This is a genomic window from Salinimicrobium catena, assembly GCF_900102915.1.
In the GTDB taxonomy this organism is placed as follows: Bacteria; Bacteroidota; Bacteroidia; order Flavobacteriales; family Flavobacteriaceae; genus Salinimicrobium; species Salinimicrobium catena.
Map to the genome: position 1 here is coordinate 1 of NZ_FNGG01000018.1, position 15,016 is coordinate 15,016.

The 15,016-nt window shown below is 44.1% G+C and carries 14 protein-coding genes and 3 tRNA genes; 9 read left to right on the forward strand and 8 right to left on the reverse strand.

All coding sequences use genetic code 11. The annotated features are described in order from the left end of the window. A partial coding sequence (locus BLS64_RS14685) for a T9SS type A sorting domain-containing protein (RefSeq protein WP_143019349.1) occupies positions 1-1,383 on the forward strand: 1,383 nt, incomplete at its 5' end. Positions 1,384-1,437: 54 nt separating this feature from the next. On the opposite strand, the gene BLS64_RS14690 is transcribed toward BLS64_RS14685, so the two are convergent. The 3 genes from BLS64_RS14690 to BLS64_RS14700 form a co-directional block, all read right to left on the reverse strand. Continuing rightward, positions 1,438-1,524, reverse strand: a tRNA-Leu gene (locus tag BLS64_RS14690). Between the two features lie 368 nt (positions 1,525-1,892). Beyond that, positions 1,893-1,965 (reverse strand) — tRNA-Lys (locus tag BLS64_RS14695). A gap of 140 nt (positions 1,966-2,105) precedes the next feature. Next, positions 2,106-2,178: transfer RNA gene (locus tag BLS64_RS14700), tRNA-Lys, on the reverse strand. Between the two features lie 133 nt (positions 2,179-2,311). On the opposite strand from BLS64_RS14700, the gene BLS64_RS14705 reads away from it, so the two are divergent. Beyond that, a complete protein-coding gene (locus BLS64_RS14705) occupies positions 2,312-2,833 on the forward strand; it encodes a shikimate kinase (protein ID WP_093114463.1) in 522 nt (173 codons plus the stop codon). Here the strand turns inward: BLS64_RS14705 and BLS64_RS14710 are convergent. Further along, complete coding sequence (locus tag BLS64_RS14710) at positions 2,825-3,325, reverse strand: phosphoribosyltransferase family protein (RefSeq protein WP_093114464.1); 501 nt, start codon at positions 3,323-3,325, stop codon at positions 2,825-2,827. The two genes, BLS64_RS14705 and BLS64_RS14710, sit on opposite strands and share 9 nt — an antisense overlap. A gap of 43 nt (positions 3,326-3,368) precedes the next feature. After that, a complete protein-coding gene (locus BLS64_RS14715) occupies positions 3,369-3,758 on the reverse strand; it encodes an RNA-binding S4 domain-containing protein (protein WP_093114465.1) in 390 nt (129 codons plus the stop codon). Between the two features lie 79 nt (positions 3,759-3,837). On the opposite strand from BLS64_RS14715, the gene BLS64_RS14720 reads away from it, so the two are divergent. Then, positions 3,838-4,749 (forward strand): FKBP-type peptidyl-prolyl cis-trans isomerase, encoded by a 912-nt coding sequence (locus tag BLS64_RS14720; protein WP_093114466.1) that lies wholly within the window; start codon positions 3,838-3,840, stop codon positions 4,747-4,749. Between the two features lie 73 nt (positions 4,750-4,822). On the opposite strand, the gene BLS64_RS14725 is transcribed toward BLS64_RS14720, so the two are convergent. The 3 genes from BLS64_RS14725 to BLS64_RS14735 form a co-directional block, all read right to left on the reverse strand. Continuing rightward, positions 4,823-5,431, reverse strand: coding sequence for an outer membrane beta-barrel protein (locus BLS64_RS14725; protein WP_093114473.1), 609 nt, complete (start codon positions 5,429-5,431; stop codon positions 4,823-4,825). 124 nt (positions 5,432-5,555) lie between these two features. Continuing rightward, positions 5,556-6,509: a transketolase family protein gene (locus BLS64_RS14730; RefSeq protein WP_093114467.1), complete on the reverse strand. Its 954-nt coding sequence runs from the start codon at positions 6,507-6,509 to the stop codon at positions 5,556-5,558. A 111-nt stretch (positions 6,510-6,620) separates the two neighbouring features. After that, positions 6,621-7,466 (reverse strand): transketolase, encoded by an 846-nt coding sequence (locus BLS64_RS14735; protein WP_093114468.1) that lies wholly within the window; start codon positions 7,464-7,466, stop codon positions 6,621-6,623. 151 nt (positions 7,467-7,617) lie between these two features. Here BLS64_RS14735 and tgt point away from each other — a divergent pair, with 151 nt between their 5' ends. The 6 genes from tgt to BLS64_RS14765 all read left to right on the forward strand — a co-directional run bounded on the left by tgt (position 7,618) and on the right by BLS64_RS14765 (position 14,811). Continuing rightward, the gene (tgt, locus tag BLS64_RS14740; protein WP_093114474.1) at positions 7,618-8,748 is read left to right on the forward strand and encodes a tRNA guanosine(34) transglycosylase Tgt; all 1,131 of its coding nucleotides are present in this window, start codon (positions 7,618-7,620) and stop codon (positions 8,746-8,748) included. Further along, complete coding sequence (locus BLS64_RS14745) at positions 8,749-9,825, forward strand: LptF/LptG family permease (RefSeq protein WP_093114469.1); 1,077 nt, start codon at positions 8,749-8,751, stop codon at positions 9,823-9,825. Next, positions 9,812-10,735, forward strand: a complete 924-nt coding sequence (locus tag BLS64_RS14750; protein ID WP_093114470.1) for a DMT family transporter — start codon at positions 9,812-9,814, stop codon at positions 10,733-10,735. The genes BLS64_RS14745 and BLS64_RS14750 overlap by 14 nt, the downstream gene beginning before the upstream one ends. Before the next feature lie 47 nt (positions 10,736-10,782). Further along, entirely contained in the window at positions 10,783-11,736 is a 954-nt protein-coding gene (locus BLS64_RS14755; protein WP_093114471.1) for an acetyl-CoA carboxylase carboxyltransferase subunit alpha, read from the forward strand. A 167-nt stretch (positions 11,737-11,903) separates the two neighbouring features. Continuing rightward, positions 11,904-13,451: a replicative DNA helicase gene (gene dnaB / locus BLS64_RS14760; protein ID WP_093114472.1), complete on the forward strand. Its 1,548-nt coding sequence runs from the start codon at positions 11,904-11,906 to the stop codon at positions 13,449-13,451. Between the two features lie 100 nt (positions 13,452-13,551). Next, entirely contained in the window at positions 13,552-14,811 is a 1,260-nt protein-coding gene (locus tag BLS64_RS14765; RefSeq protein ID WP_093114475.1) for an asparagine synthetase B, read from the forward strand. The last annotated feature ends 205 nt before the right edge of the window (positions 14,812-15,016 follow it).

Here is a 15,016-nt window from a genome sequence, read left to right on the forward strand (position 1 = left end):
GGAGGAACCTGGAGCGGAATGTATGTAAGTGCATCCGGACTCTTTGATGCTGATGGTTTAGCTGCAGATGATTACACCGTTACCTACACCTATAGTGATGGCAATGGTTGTGAGAACAGCGATACTGCTGTTGTCACTGTACACCCTACTCCGGAGTTTTCTTATGTTATGCCACCGCTTGACTGTTTTGCCGAGGCGGGATCTATAGGCATAACTTCTAACACCGAAGGTCTGGAATTCCGGATTGATGATGGACCATGGTTCACCTATACCGGAACTATAGATGTAGCTCCGGGACCGCATACGATCATGGCAAGGGATGCAGTGACCTTATGTGTATCGGATGAAGAGGATTTTATCATTCCACCATTGCTGGATTCTCCTCTTACCCCGACGTTAGATGCAGTTCAACCCACATGTGAAACGCTTACAGGAACCATTTTAGTGACCTCGCGGACAGAAGGATTGGAATTTGCAGTTGTTTTAAGTACAGATCTTAATGGAGAAATTCCTGATGAGAGTTACCTTCCTTATCCTTCTGGTGGCTTTAGCGGACTGGCACCTGGTCAATATGCTGTGTTTGCTATGAGTGCTGATGGATGTCAGTCAGGTATGGCCACCATATCTCTAATTGAGCCTGAATGTCCTGAATTTGAAGGCTGTACCCTGGGTTACTGGAAGAACCATACCGACAGATGGTGTGATGCTTATCAAACCTGTACCGAATATGATGAAGTCTTCGGAACTGAGGAAAATCCTGTACCTGATGAGCTTTCCGGTTTAACCCTGTTGGAAGTATTGAACCTTGGAGGTGGCGGAATTTATAACCTGGGTAGACAGTCGGTTGCAGCGTTGCTGAATGCCTGTACTGAACAAGTTTATTTTGAGTTGGAAACTACAGATGACGTTATTGCTTATGTGAATGACAACTTCGGCAATGCGAGTGACGCGGGCGCCTATCTCGACATGCTGAACAATGCAGGTTGTACCATGGGAGGTTCCCGAGCTACTTCAGCACCGTCTGATGGTTGTGACGACGAAGCCTCTAATGGTAATGGTAACGGCAACAATGGAAGGGGCAATGACAAGCCTAACCCTGGAAAAGGTAAGAAAGCTGATAATTCAGAGATTAATACCTTCCCGGTTCCTTTCAAAGAGACTGTGAATATCCAGTATGACTTTGACTACACGTCTGATGTCACTATCGAGATATTCAATATGAGAGGGAATCATTTAAGAACCTACACCGACAGGAATGTCACAAAAGGTTCTGTGACCCAATTACAGGTTGATTTCGCCATGAAGGCAAATCAAATGTACATCCTGAAAGTGAAAACAGATAGGGAGACTTTTGTAGAGCAGATCGTCTCTTCTAAGAAGTAGAAATTATTAAACCTTAAAAAAGCAAAAGCAGCCGGAAACGGCTGCTTTTTGTTTTGGTGCCCAGAGCGGGAGTCGAACCCGCACGCCCTAATGGACACATGGCCCTCAACCATGCCTGTCTACCAGTTCCAGCACCTGGGCAAAAAAATTATTCTGAAAAGTAAGTTTTGAGAGTAGTTGCACGCCTGAAATGGTTTGCAAACCAATCGAATTTTTCAGAGTACCTGGAAATAAAAAAGTGATCTGGCTGGGGCTTCCCTCGATACGCTTCACTTCGTTCAGCTACTCGGGACAGGCTTCTCGCCCAACAAGATCAGAACTTCATTGTGTGATCTGGCTGGGGCTTCCCTCGACATGCTTCACTTCGTTCAGCTGCTCGGGACAGGCTTCTCGCCCAGAAAGATCAGAATTTCAAAAAGTGATCTGGCTGGGGCTTCCCTCGACATGCTTCACTTCGTTCAGCTGCTCGGGACAGGCTTCTCGCCCAGAAAGATCAGAATTTCAAAAAGTGATCTGGCTGGGGCTCGAACCCAGGACCCTCTCCTTAAAAGGGAGATGCTCTACCAACTGAGCTACCAGATCATTGAATTTTAAGAACGAAAAAGAGATCCTTTTTTGATCACCTTTCTTAGTGATCTGGCTGGGGCTTCCCTCGACACGCTTCACTTCGTTCAGCTGCTCGGGACAGGCTTCTCGCCCAGAAAGATCAGAATTTCAAAAAGTGATCTGGCTGGGGCTCGAACCCAGGACCCTCTCCTTAAAAGGGAGATGCTCTACCAACTGAGCTACCAGATCTTGCTGTTTGTGCTTTTGCTAATGCGGGTGCAAATATACTATCATTAATTTATTTTTCAAGAACAAATTGACATAAATTTGTGCAGGAATTAATCAGGCGGGTAAAACCCGCTCGCAATCATTGCTTTAAGTTATGAAAATTATTTTATCGGGATACATGGGATCTGGAAAAACAGCGGTTGGAAATGAACTTTCCCAGGTTACCGGCCTAAGATTTTTGGATCTGGATGAAGAAATTAGCAGGAGGGAAGGCCGTAATATTCCCGAGATATTTAAAACCTCCGGAGAGATCTACTTCAGAAAGAAAGAAAGCGAGGTGCTTCAAGAGCTGATCAACTCCTCAGAAGATCTCGTCCTCTCTCTTGGCGGCGGCACTCCCTGCTACGGCAAGAACCTGCAGCTCCTTCAGGAAGATTATGAAGTGAAACTCATTTATCTAAAGACCAGCCTCGAGGAGCTTACTGATCGGTTGTTTAAGGAAATGGAGCAAAGGCCTTTGATCTCTCATTTGGACAATAGAGAACTCCTGGAAGATTTCATTAGAAAACATCTTTTTGAGCGCACGTATTATTACAACCAGAGCGATAAGATCATCACTACCGATGGCAAAACGGTAAAACAAGTGGCAGGGGAGATCCTGGAAGATCTAAATTAAGACCACCCGGCTGTCTTCTTCAAAATGGACTTTTACGGTCTCATTTATAGAGGTTGAAAGGGAGATACCCTTAAAATCGGCTTTTACAGGATATTTTTTGTGGCTTCGGTCGACTAACACGGCTGTCTTGAATTGCTTAAGCGGTACTTCCAGGAAATGTCGTACTCCGTAGATCAATGTAGTGCCCGAATTAAGTACATCATCCACCAGGACTATAGATTTATCTTTATATTCTTCGGAAGGAAGGGAAGTTTCCACTTTTTGAAGAGGATCTTTCTTGTTCACTTTCACCTCACAAAGAGTGACTTTGAGATCGGAGATCTTCTCGAGCTCTTCTCGTAACTTTTCAGCCAGCTCGAATCCGCTTTTTAGTATGCCTGCCAGTACAATATGATCCTCGTTCACATTGTTTTCATAGATCTGGTAAGCGATCCTTTTGATCTTGTGACTTATCTCTGTATGGTCAAGGATCAATACTTCTGTTTTCTTCATGAAGTTCTTTTTTCAAATATACTAAACTAGCCGGTGTAGTTGCTTAATTTTGTTCGTCTTCCCCTTCGGGAGATTCAAACCAGTCGTCGAGTTCCCTGCGGTCTTTCTTGGTAGGTCTTCCGGTTCCTTTTTTTCGGTAGTAATCCTGTGAGTATTTCAGCAACTCCAGCTTTTCAAATTCTTCTTTTGGGGTGACATCATTGATGTAGATATTTACCAGCTTAGCCCCGACCCGGCTGGGGGGCAGGTCCAGGATCTCGATCTGGTAATTGATCTGGTTCTTTCTTACGCTCAATTTATCTGTAGGAAACACCTCTCTGGAAGGCTTTACCACCGCATCGTTCACCCTTACTTTTCCCTGTTTACATGCATCTGTCGCGATACTCCGGGTCTTAAAATAGCGCACGCACCATAAAAATTTATCTACTCTCATATTTTTGCAGTAAAACTCGGTTATTCTTCAACAAAAATACAAGATTATTGTATCTTGCGGCCTTTAAAATTAACTATTGATGAGATTGAATAGGTTTTTATATGTCTTCCTTCTGCTAGGGTCTTTTTTCATTTTTTCCTGTAATAATGATGATGACGGCTCTGAACCTGTACCTCCAAGAGATAGGGGGGAGCAAGAGATAGCCGACCAGGAAGCGATACAGGAATATCTTGAAACACATTTCTACAATTACGAGGATTTTCAAAATCCTTCCGAGGATTTTGACTATAATGTTGTTATTGATACGATCAATGAAGCAAATGCAGATAAAATTCCATTAAGTGAATCAGATCTCCTAGAATCTAAGACCTTTACTTATGAAGGGGTAGATTATAAACTTTATGTTTTAAAAATAAGGGAAGGAGTTTCAGAACAACCAAAATTTTCAGATTCAACTTTTGTATCTTATAGAGGGGAACTGTTGAGTCGCACGATGTTTGATAATTCGGTGTCTCCCGTGTGGTTTGACCTCACTCAGACCATTCCCGGGTTTGCTCAGGGAATAGTAGAATTTAAAGGGGCTTCAGGATTTGTCATGAGAGAGGATAATACTGTGGAATGGAACAATGATTATGGAATTGGAGCTATATTTTTACCGTCTGGATTAGGATATTTCGCTAATGGTCAGGCCGCTATCCCGGCATACAGTCCTTTGGTCTTTTTGATCAATCTTTATGGGGTAAATGAGGCCGATCATGACAGGGATGGAATTCCTTCCTGGATGGAGGATCTTGATGATGATATGATTCTTGTGAATGATGATACAGATGGAGATGGCCGGCCAAATTTTATGGATACCGACGATGATGGCGACTTTATTCCTACTCGTGAAGAGATCATCATTGAAGAAGACGGCAGCATCACCTTTCCTGATGGAGACGGAGACGGTACTCCCGATTATTTGGATCCCGATTATGTAGAAGGACAATAATCTGCAGAATAAATATTAAAAAGAAAGCCCCGGAAAATTCCCGGGGCTTTCTTTTTTAAGGTATGTGGGATAATTAAAGATCCAGTGACAAGGCGAAAATGATCTGACTTGGTCGTGAATCCACTCTTTTTAGTCCGTCTGGGCTATTGAGATCCAAAACCTGCGCTTCGTTCTCTGAAAGTCCTCTTTCATATCGCACATCAAGACCTACACGGCCTAGTTGCAGTCCGGCTCCAAATTGAGCGCCAATGGTGAACTCATTTTCTACATCACCTATAGTAACCCCGTCAAAATCGTTCTCCAGGATGTACTGAAAGCTTGGCCCGGCGAATACATGAACGGGTCCCAGAACTTTTATCCCCAGTAGTACAGGTAGGTCTAGTTTGGAAATATTATAATCTGCTTCCTCGTTGTTATACTGGTACGAACTCTTCGTTTGGGTGTAGAGCAGTTCAGGTTTTAGGTATAAGCCTCCCAGGTCGCCCCTGTAATAGATACCCATGTGATAGCCCACCTTTCCTTCGGCTCCCTTTACGGCATCCTCTCCCGCGTTCTCAAAGTCTGAATATTCTATTTCTCCGTTGTCTCCGTAATTCAGTCCCGCTTTTACCCCAAAGCTGCTTTGTGCCGTGGCTGCAGTGGCTGTGAACGTGAATAATAAAATTAAAAGTCCTTTTTTCATAATGGTCATCTTTTTGTTTTGTAGGAATTAAACGATACTTTGTCTATAATATTTCAGCAAATAAAAGGACCCTTGTAAGAATATACTTTACAAGGGTCCACAATTATGAGTTTTTTAACCTCAATTACTTCCTTTTAAGGACTTTTTGAGCTGCCTTTACAATGGCTTCAGCATTTAAGCCATATTTTTCCATTAACTGCTCCGGCGTACCGCTTTCCCCGAAAGTATCCTGGGTAGCAACAAATTCCTGCGGTGCAGGGAAATTCTGGGTTAAGGTACGGGCCACGCTCTCTCCAAGACCTCCAAGGAAGTTGTGTTCCTCGGCAGTTACCACACAGCCGGTCTTCTTCACAGAAGCAAGAATGGCTTCTTCGTCAAGAGGCTTTATGGTGTGAATGTCGATCACTTCAGCCGAAACTCCTTTTTCTTCTAATTGTTCGGCTGCCTGTAAAGCTTCCCAAACTAAATGTCCGGTAGCGATGATGGTCACATCGGTTCCCTCATTCAGCATATTGGCTTTTCCAATAACGAATTTCTGATCTTCGGGAGTGAAGTTAGCCACTTTTGGCCTTCCGAAGCGAAGGTAAACCGGCCCGTGATGCTCGGCAATAGCAATGGTTGCCGCTTTGGTCTGGTTGTAATCACAGGTGTTGATCACAGTCATTCCAGGCAACATTTTCATCAGCCCTATATCTTCAAGGATCTGGTGTGTGGCCCCGTCCTCTCCCAGGGTAAGCCCCGCGTGAGAAGCACAGATCTTCACATTTTTGTCTGAATAGGCGATCGACTGTCTTATTTGATCGTAAACCCTTCCGGTAGAGAAGTTGGCGAAAGTACCGGTAAAAGGAATTTTTCCGCCAATGGTCATCCCCGCGGCGATTCCCATCATGTTAGCTTCGGCGATCCCTACCTGGAAGAACCTTTCCGGATGATTCTTTTGAAAATCTCCCATTTTAAGAGATCCGGTAAGATCGGCACATAATGCGACCACATTAGGATTTGTTTTTCCCAGTTCGGTAAGACCGTCTCCAAATCCTGAACGGGTGTCTTTATTTCCTGTATTTGTATATTTTTTCATTTTTTGAACTTTATCTTTCCGAAGTAAGCTTGGGCTCAGTAGTCGGAAAAAATTTAAGATTTATAAGGAGGTTTGAGAGATGTCTAAAATCTAACATCTAAGATCTCAGATCTAATAATCTCCTAAAGTTTCAGGGTTTTGTGAAAGGGCTTTTTCCAGCTGCTCGTCGTTAGGAGCAACTCCATGCCATTTATGGGTATGCATCATGAAATCTACCCCGTGGCCCATAACAGTGGTCATTAAAATGCAAACAGGTTTCCCTTTTCCGGTTCTGCTTTTGGCTTCTTTCAGGCCTTCCAAAACTTCAGAAATATTGTTCCCGTCTTTGATCTCCACAACATCCCAACCAAAAGCCTCAAATTTGGCGGTAAGATCGCCCATTGGCAGTACATCATCTGTACATCCGTCGATTTGCTGATGGTTGCGGTCTACCGTGGCGATAAGATTGTCAACCTTTTTAGCTGCGGCATACATGATAGCTTCCCAGTTTTGTCCTTCCTGAAGCTCACCGTCTCCATGAAGGGAGTACACCAGGTGATCATCTCCGTTCAGTTTTTTAGAGTTGGCAGCACCTATGGCTACAGACATACCCTGGCCCAAAGAACCTGAAGCGATCCTTACACCAGGCAAACCTTCATGAGTGGTAGGGTGCCCTTGCAGGCGGGAATCAATTAACCTGAAGGTGTTAAGCTCTTCAACAGAAAAATACCCGCTGCGGGCAAGTACGCTGTAAAAAACAGGGGAGATGTGACCATTGGAAAGGAAGAAAAGATCCTCGTCTTTTCCGTCCATGTCAAAACCTTCTTTGCGATCCATCACTTCCTGGTAAAGGACCGTGAAGAATTCGGCGCAGCCTAAAGAGCCTCCGGGATGTCCCGAATTCACCTTATGAACCTGCCTTAAAATGTCTCTTCTCACCTGAGTGACAAAATCTTCTAATTGTTGTGTGTTTGGCATTTTAGTTTTATTAAATGTGCTGCAAAAATACTATTTTAATAATGCTTTGAAAATCAATAAGCATCAATTCGTATGGAAGCGGCCAATTTAAGAATTGAAAGCTTTAAAAAATGCCCCTAAGTTGGTTATCTTTGCGGCCTTAAAGTCTTCTATGAAATTTGAATTAGCAGTGAATGACCCGGGCAGCAGTGCCAGGGCAGGAATCATTACCACCGACCACGGAACCATCGAAACTCCTATTTTCATGCCGGTAGGCACCGTGGCTTCAGTAAAAGGGATCAGCCAGAAAGAATTAAAAGAAGAGGTGAATCCCGATATTATTTTAGGAAATACCTATCACTTATATTTAAGGCCGCAAACAGAGATCCTCAAAAAAGCCGGCGGGCTGCACAAATTCATGAACTGGGACCGCAACATCCTTACCGACAGCGGCGGGTATCAGGTTTATTCCCTTGCTGAAAGAAGAAAGATCAAGGAAGAAGGTGTTCGTTTCAAATCTCATATTGACGGCTCTTACCACAATTTCACTCCCGAAAATGTGATGGAGATCCAGCGACTAATCGGGGCTGACATCATCATGGCCTTTGACGAATGCACACCTTATCCCTGCGATTATAATTACGCGAAGAATTCTATGCACCGCACTCACAGATGGCTGGATCGGTGTATTACTCATTTGGATAAGACCCCTCCGGAATATGGTTATTCCCAGGCCCTTTTTCCAATAGTTCAGGGAAGTACCTATAAAGATCTAAGGAAACAATCTGCGGAATATATCGCGAATGCCGGAGCTGAAGGGAATGCCATCGGCGGACTTTCTGTAGGGGAGCCTGCGGAAGAGATGTACGCCATGACCGAAGTGGTGACTAATATACTTCCGAAGGAAAAGCCGCGATACCTGATGGGCGTGGGTACTCCTATAAATATTCTTGAAAATATCGCTTTGGGAGTGGACATGTTCGACTGCGTTATGCCCACCCGAAATGCGAGAAACGGAATGCTTTTCACCTCCCACGGAACCATCAACATCAAGAACAAGAAGTGGCAGGATGATTTTTCTCCGCTTGATGAGAACGGCACCACCTACGTGGATACCTTTTATACAAAAGCATATCTGAGACACCTTTTTACGGTGAACGAAATGCTTGGCAAACAAATTGCTACCATGCACAACCTCGGTTTTTACCTGTGGTTGGTTCGTGAAGCCAGAAAACATATCTTAGCCGGGGATTTCGCTTCCTGGAAAAATATGATGGTAAAGCAAATGGACAAACGACTTTAAGTGAAGATACTCGACTGGTACATATTAAAGCGATACCTGGGGACATTCCTGTTAATGCTCCTTTTGTTCATTCCTATTGGAATTACCGTCAATCTTGCTGAGAAGATCGATAAGATCCTCGAAAATGAAGTGCCTTTCTGGGAGGTGGTGAATTATTATGTGGACTTTACCATTTATTTCGCCAACCTGCTATTCCCATTGTTCCTTTTCCTTTCAGTGATCTGGTTCACCTCCAAGCTGGCCCAAAACACTGAAATAATCGCCTTTTTGAGCAGTGGCGTTTCCTTCTGGCGATTCCTGAGGCCTTATATGATAGGTGCTACCATTGTTCTGATAGGTGCTTTGATCCTGGGAATGTATCTCGCGCCCAGTGCCAGTAAAGGATTTAACGATTTTAAATATACCTACCTAAAAAAGGGAAGAGAGATACAGGAAACCAGCGATGTTTACAGGCAGATCAATGACAATGAATACATCTATGCTTCACATTTTCAGCCGCAGACCAATTCTGCCCGAAATTTCACTTTGGAACATTTTGAAGGCAATGATCTCAAGTTCAAGATAAGCGCCTCGCGGTTGAAGCTTAATGAAGAAGATACTACCTATACCCTCACCAACTACAACAAACGCATTATTGGTGAAAACGGGGATAAATTGATCTCCGAGATCAGTAAGGACACAATTCTTCCGTTCGAATTTGATGAACTGACGCCGGTTTCCTATATGGCCGAAACCCTGAATTATAATGAACTCAATGATTTTATTGAGCAGGAACAGCGCAGAGGGTCCGGAAATATTAACCGCTATAAGGTGGTTGCTTACAAACGATGGAGTCTGCCGGTCTCAGCCTATATTCTGACCATTATTGCTGTAGCCGTTTCTTCGATAAAGAGAAGGGGAGGAATGGGGGTGAACCTGGCTTTGGGAATAACTTTGGCTTTTGTGTTCATCTTTATGGATAAGGTCTTTGGAACAATTGCCGAGCAAAGTAGTTTCTCTCCGCTCATCGCGGTTTGGACCCCTAATATTTTCTTCGGAATCCTGGCTATTTACCTGCTTTTCCATGCCAAACGATAAGCTTCGAAGTTACCTTCATTTTCACGTCATCGTGTTCATCTGGGGCTTTACCGCCATTCTGGGTGCGCTTATTTCTTTAGATGCTGTGCCGCTGGTGTGGTATCGCATGTTGATGGCCAGTGTTTTCATCCTGCTTTGGATAAAATGGAAAAAGAAGAAGCTGCGCCTGGCGCCTAAAAGAGTGCTCGTGATGCTCATTGCCGGAGTGGTGATCGCCCTGCACTGGCTCACTTTCTTCGGAGCTATTAAAGTTTCGAATGTGTCTATCACATTGGCCTTGCTTTCTACAGGGGCATTTTTCACCTCTTTTTTGGAACCTATTTTTTATAAGCGGAAGGTGATCTGGTACGAGATCCTTTTCGGGCTTATCGTGATGGTGGGTCTTTATGTTATTTTTCGGGTGGAAACCGAATATGTGCTGGGAATTCTTTTAGCCCTTGTTTCTGCATTTCTTTCCGCGGTATTTTCTCTGATCAACGGGAAACTGGCCAAACAGGAAGACGCTTCGGTGATCTCATTTTACGAACTGCTTACGGGAACAGGAGCCATCACCGTTTATTTGCTCATATTAACCTATTTTGCCGGTGGAAACGGTGGATTTTCAGCTGACTTTTTCTCGGTTTCAGCGGCAGACTGGGGGTATCTTTTGATCCTGGCTTCGGTTTGTACGGCCTATGCTTTTATTGCTTCCGTAGCAGTCATGCGCCACCTGAGTCCTTATACTATAATGCTTACCATAAACCTGGAGCCGGTCTATGGTATTTTACTGGCTTTCTGGATCTTTGGAAGCGAGGAAAAAATGGCCCCGGGATTCTATTATGGCGCCGTGATAATCCTTACCACGGTCATCCTGAACGGCTTCCTCAAAACAAAGAGAAAAATTAGAAGACAAAGGAAAGCTAACTTTTAAAGTTTGTTATATTTGTAAGCTAATTTTAAACAAACCCATAACTCATTATGGAATATTTGGATTTTGAATTACCTATAAAGGAGTTGGAAGAGCAGTACCAAAAGGCTTGCGCCATTGGTCAGGAGAGTGAAGTGGACGTTTCGGCCACCTGCAGACAGATCGAGAAACGGCTGAACGAAACCAAAAAAGAGATCTACAAGAATTTGACTGCCTGGCAACGGGTTCAGTTGTCAAGGCATCCAAACCGCCCATATACTTTAGATTACATTCACGCTATCTGCGGAAATTCCTGGCTGGAACTTCACGGTGACCGCAATGTGAAAGACGACAAGGCGATGATCGGTGGCCTTGGAAAGATCGGCGATCAGAGTTTTATGTTCGTTGGTCAGCAAAAAGGATACAACACCAAGACCCGCCAGTACCGTAATTTCGGAATGGCAAACCCTGAAGGTTACCGCAAGGCATTGCGCCTGATGAAATCTGCGGAAAAATTCGGAATTCCTGTAGTGACTTTCGTTGATACTCCGGGAGCTTATCCGGGACTTGAAGCCGAAGAGCGCGGACAGGGAGAAGCCATCGCCCGAAACATCCTGGAAATGACCCGTCTAAAAGTGCCGATAATTGTTGTCATTATTGGAGAAGGAGCCAGTGGTGGTGCTTTGGGAATTGGAGTGGGAGACAAGGTGCTCATGCTTGAGAATACCTGGTACTCGGTAATTTCTCCTGAATCCTGTTCTTCGATCCTTTGGAGAAGCTGGGAGTACAAAGAAAAAGCTGCCGAAGCTCTAAAACTTACCGCCAAAGACATGAAGAGGCAGAAGTTGATCGATGAGATCGTGAAAGAGCCTCTTGGTGGCGCGCACAGTAACAGGGAAATGACCTTTGATACCGTGAAGAATGCGATCACTGAAGCTTACGAAGAGTTTAAAAACTTATCACCAGAAGAATTGATAAGCAACAGGATGGATAAATATTCCAACATGGGAGTCTTCAAAGGATAAACCCAGTAAAAATATAATGTTAAAAAAATCCGGAGCAGGTGCTTCGGATTTTTTTGGCCTTATCAACAAAAAATTAAAGTTTTCAACAGTTAAATTGTTCATAACCTGTGGACTATCTCAAGTGGTTCCCGGGAAGTTTCTAAAGTCAATTTTTCTACTTTCGCTCTATGGAAAAAGCCAGGTCCCCCCAGAATTACAATTACAGCCCCGGAAATGTCATCAACCTTGAAAAAGGGAAGATTCCTCCACAAGCTGTTGATCTTGAAGAAGTTGTGCTCGGCGCAATGATGATAGATAAAAAGGGTGTAGATGAGATCATCGACATTTTGCATCCGGAAGTCTTTTATAAATCGGCACATCAGTTCATTTTTGAAGCCATCTTCAAGTTGTTTGAAAATTCTGAACCTGTCGACTTATTAACGGTTTCCAACCAGTTGAGAAAAGACCAGAAACTGGAGCAGGTAGGAGGCGATTTTTACCTGGTGCAGCTCACGCAGAAGGTTTCTTCTTCTGCACACATCGAGTTCCACGCGCGTATTATCCTTCAAAAATATATTCAGCGCAGCCTTATCAAGATCTCCAACGAGATCATTGAAGAGTCCTACGATGAAACCACAGATGTTTTTGATCTTTTGGACACTGCAGAATCCAAACTTTACGAGGTAACCCAGGGGAACATCAAACGTTCTTCTGAAACTGCGCAGGATTTGGTAATGCAGGCGAAGAAAAAGATCGAAGAGATCTCGAATAAATCCGGACTTTCCGGTATTCCTTCCGGGTTTGAAAAACTTGATAAATTGACTTCGGGATGGCAGCCCAGTGATTTGATCATTGTAGCGGCCCGTCCGGGTATGGGTAAGACGGCTTTGACCCTTTCTATGGCCAGAAATATTTCCGTAGGACAAAACATTCCGGTAGCCTTTTTCTCCCTGGAGATGTCCTCTGTACAGTTGATCACCCGTTTGATCTCATCAGAAACCGGTTTGTCTTCAGAAAAACTTCGTACCGGAAACCTTGAAAAGCACGAATGGGAGCAGCTTAACGTTAAGGTGAAAGGACTGGAAAAAGCGCCGCTTTTCATTGATGACACCCCCTCGCTATCTATTTTTGACCTTAGGGCAAAAGCAAGGCGACTGGCCTCTCAACACGGAATTAAGTTGATCGTGATCGATTACTTGCAGTTGATGACCGCAGGGGGTAGCCAGAAAGGCGGGAACAGGGAACAGGAGATCTCGACCATCTCCCGAAACCTGAAAGCCCTTGCCAAGGAATTGAACGTGCCTGTGATCGCGCTGTCGCAGCTGTCGCGTGCGGTTGAAACCAGGGGAGGAAGTAAAAGACCTCTTTTGAGTGACCTTAGGGAATCTGGAGCGATCGAGCAGGATGCCGATATTGTTTCCTTCATTTACCGACCGGAGTATTATAAGATCGAGGAATGGGATGACGAAGAAAGATCTCCTACCGAAGGTCAGGCTGAGTTCATTGTGGCCAAGCACAGAAACGGTGGTTTAGAGAATATTAGGTTGAAATTCCTTGGACATTTAGGTAAATTCGATAACTTAGATGACTTTGATTCCCCGTCAGAATTCTATTCTAAAATGAATGATGACGACTCGGGAGACGGAGGTTTCAGCACCGGCCATTTTCCAAGTGCCGATGAAGCTTTTGGAAGCTCAATGAATGATTTTAATGATGATAATGACGTGCCTTTCTAACAGCTTTGTGGGTTTCCGAAATCTATTCGGAAGCTACACTCCTGTAAAGAAAAATATAGCAACCGGAACTGAATTTTTCAGCTCCGGTTTTTTTGTGCCTATGAAAATGGTATTTTTTTTCCTGTTTCTATTCCTGTTCAGTTTTTCGGTAAAAGCTTCACAGATCCTTATTCCTATGGACGCTGAAACACAGCAAAATCATTTAAAGGCTTATGGAATTACCTACTGGTCCCTTGAAAAAGGGAACAAGATACACTGGTTGCTTAATTATCGTGGAGGTTCTTTCCTTTTTCCTGATTCTGAAGAGCTGCGGAAGGAATGTATGATCCGCGGAGTCTCTTTTGAAGTTCTAAGCGACCAGAAGACAGGGGAGATCCTTGAAGAGATCAGCAGTCCGTCTCAGAATATGGAAGCTGTGTTGCTTGAAAAAGCGCCAAAGATCGCTGTTTATTCGCCCGAAGGGAACAAACCCTGGGATGACGCGGTTACCATGGTGCTCACCTACGCCGAGATTCCTTATGAAACCATCTATGACGAAGAGGTTTTGAACGACGCATTGTTGCTGTTCGACTGGCTTCACCTGCACCATGAGGATTTTACAGGGCAATACGGGAAATTTTACCGCAGTTACAGGACCGCTCCCTGGTACATAGAAGATAAAAAACAGGCTGAAGCCCTGGCAACAAAGCTGGGGTATGATAAGGTTTCCGAAGAGAAACTCGCTGTGGCTTTGAAGATCCGTGATTACGTGGTAGGTGGTGGATTTATGTTTGCCATGTGCAGTGCCACCGACAGCTTTGATATAGCCCTGGCAGCCGAAGGCGTGGATATTGCCGAACCTATGTTTGACGGCGATCCCAGCGAACCCGATTACCAGAACAAGATCGACTTTCAAAAAAGTTTTGCCTTTGCGAATTTTATCCTGGAGCGCGATCCCATGGTATATGAATTTTCATCGATCGACATGACCAATAAACGGAGGGTGCCCATGGATATCGATTATTTTAATCTGATGGAATTCTCGGCGAAGTGGGACCCGATCCCTACCATGCTCACGCAGAATCACACTATGTTAGTGAAAGGTTTTATGGGGCAGACCACGGCCTACGATCCTGAAACCATCAAACCCACAGTTCTTGTGCTGGGAGAAAGTGAGGTGAATGGCGAAGCAAAATATATCCATGGAATAAAAGGCAACGGATTTTTTACCTTTTACGGCGGTCATGATCCCGAAGATTATCAGCACATGGTAGGCGATCCCAAAACCGAGCTGGAACTGCATCCCACTTCTCCCGGTTACCGCCTTATCCTGAACAATGTCTTGTTTCCCGCCGCGAAAAAGAAGAAGCAAAAGACTTAGTAATTGGAAATTTCAAATTCAATATTCCCGATCTCAGGATCTAAATTTCAAAATTATTGCTCCTTTTCTACTTTTGAAAGGTATTTTGAATTCTAACATCCAACTTCTAAATGTCGGGTACTGAAATAGGTTGACCGTTTTACGGAGTTTAAAACAACTCAGTATTATGGCAAAACCACAAGATTTTTCTAAAGAAGTTTCTCAG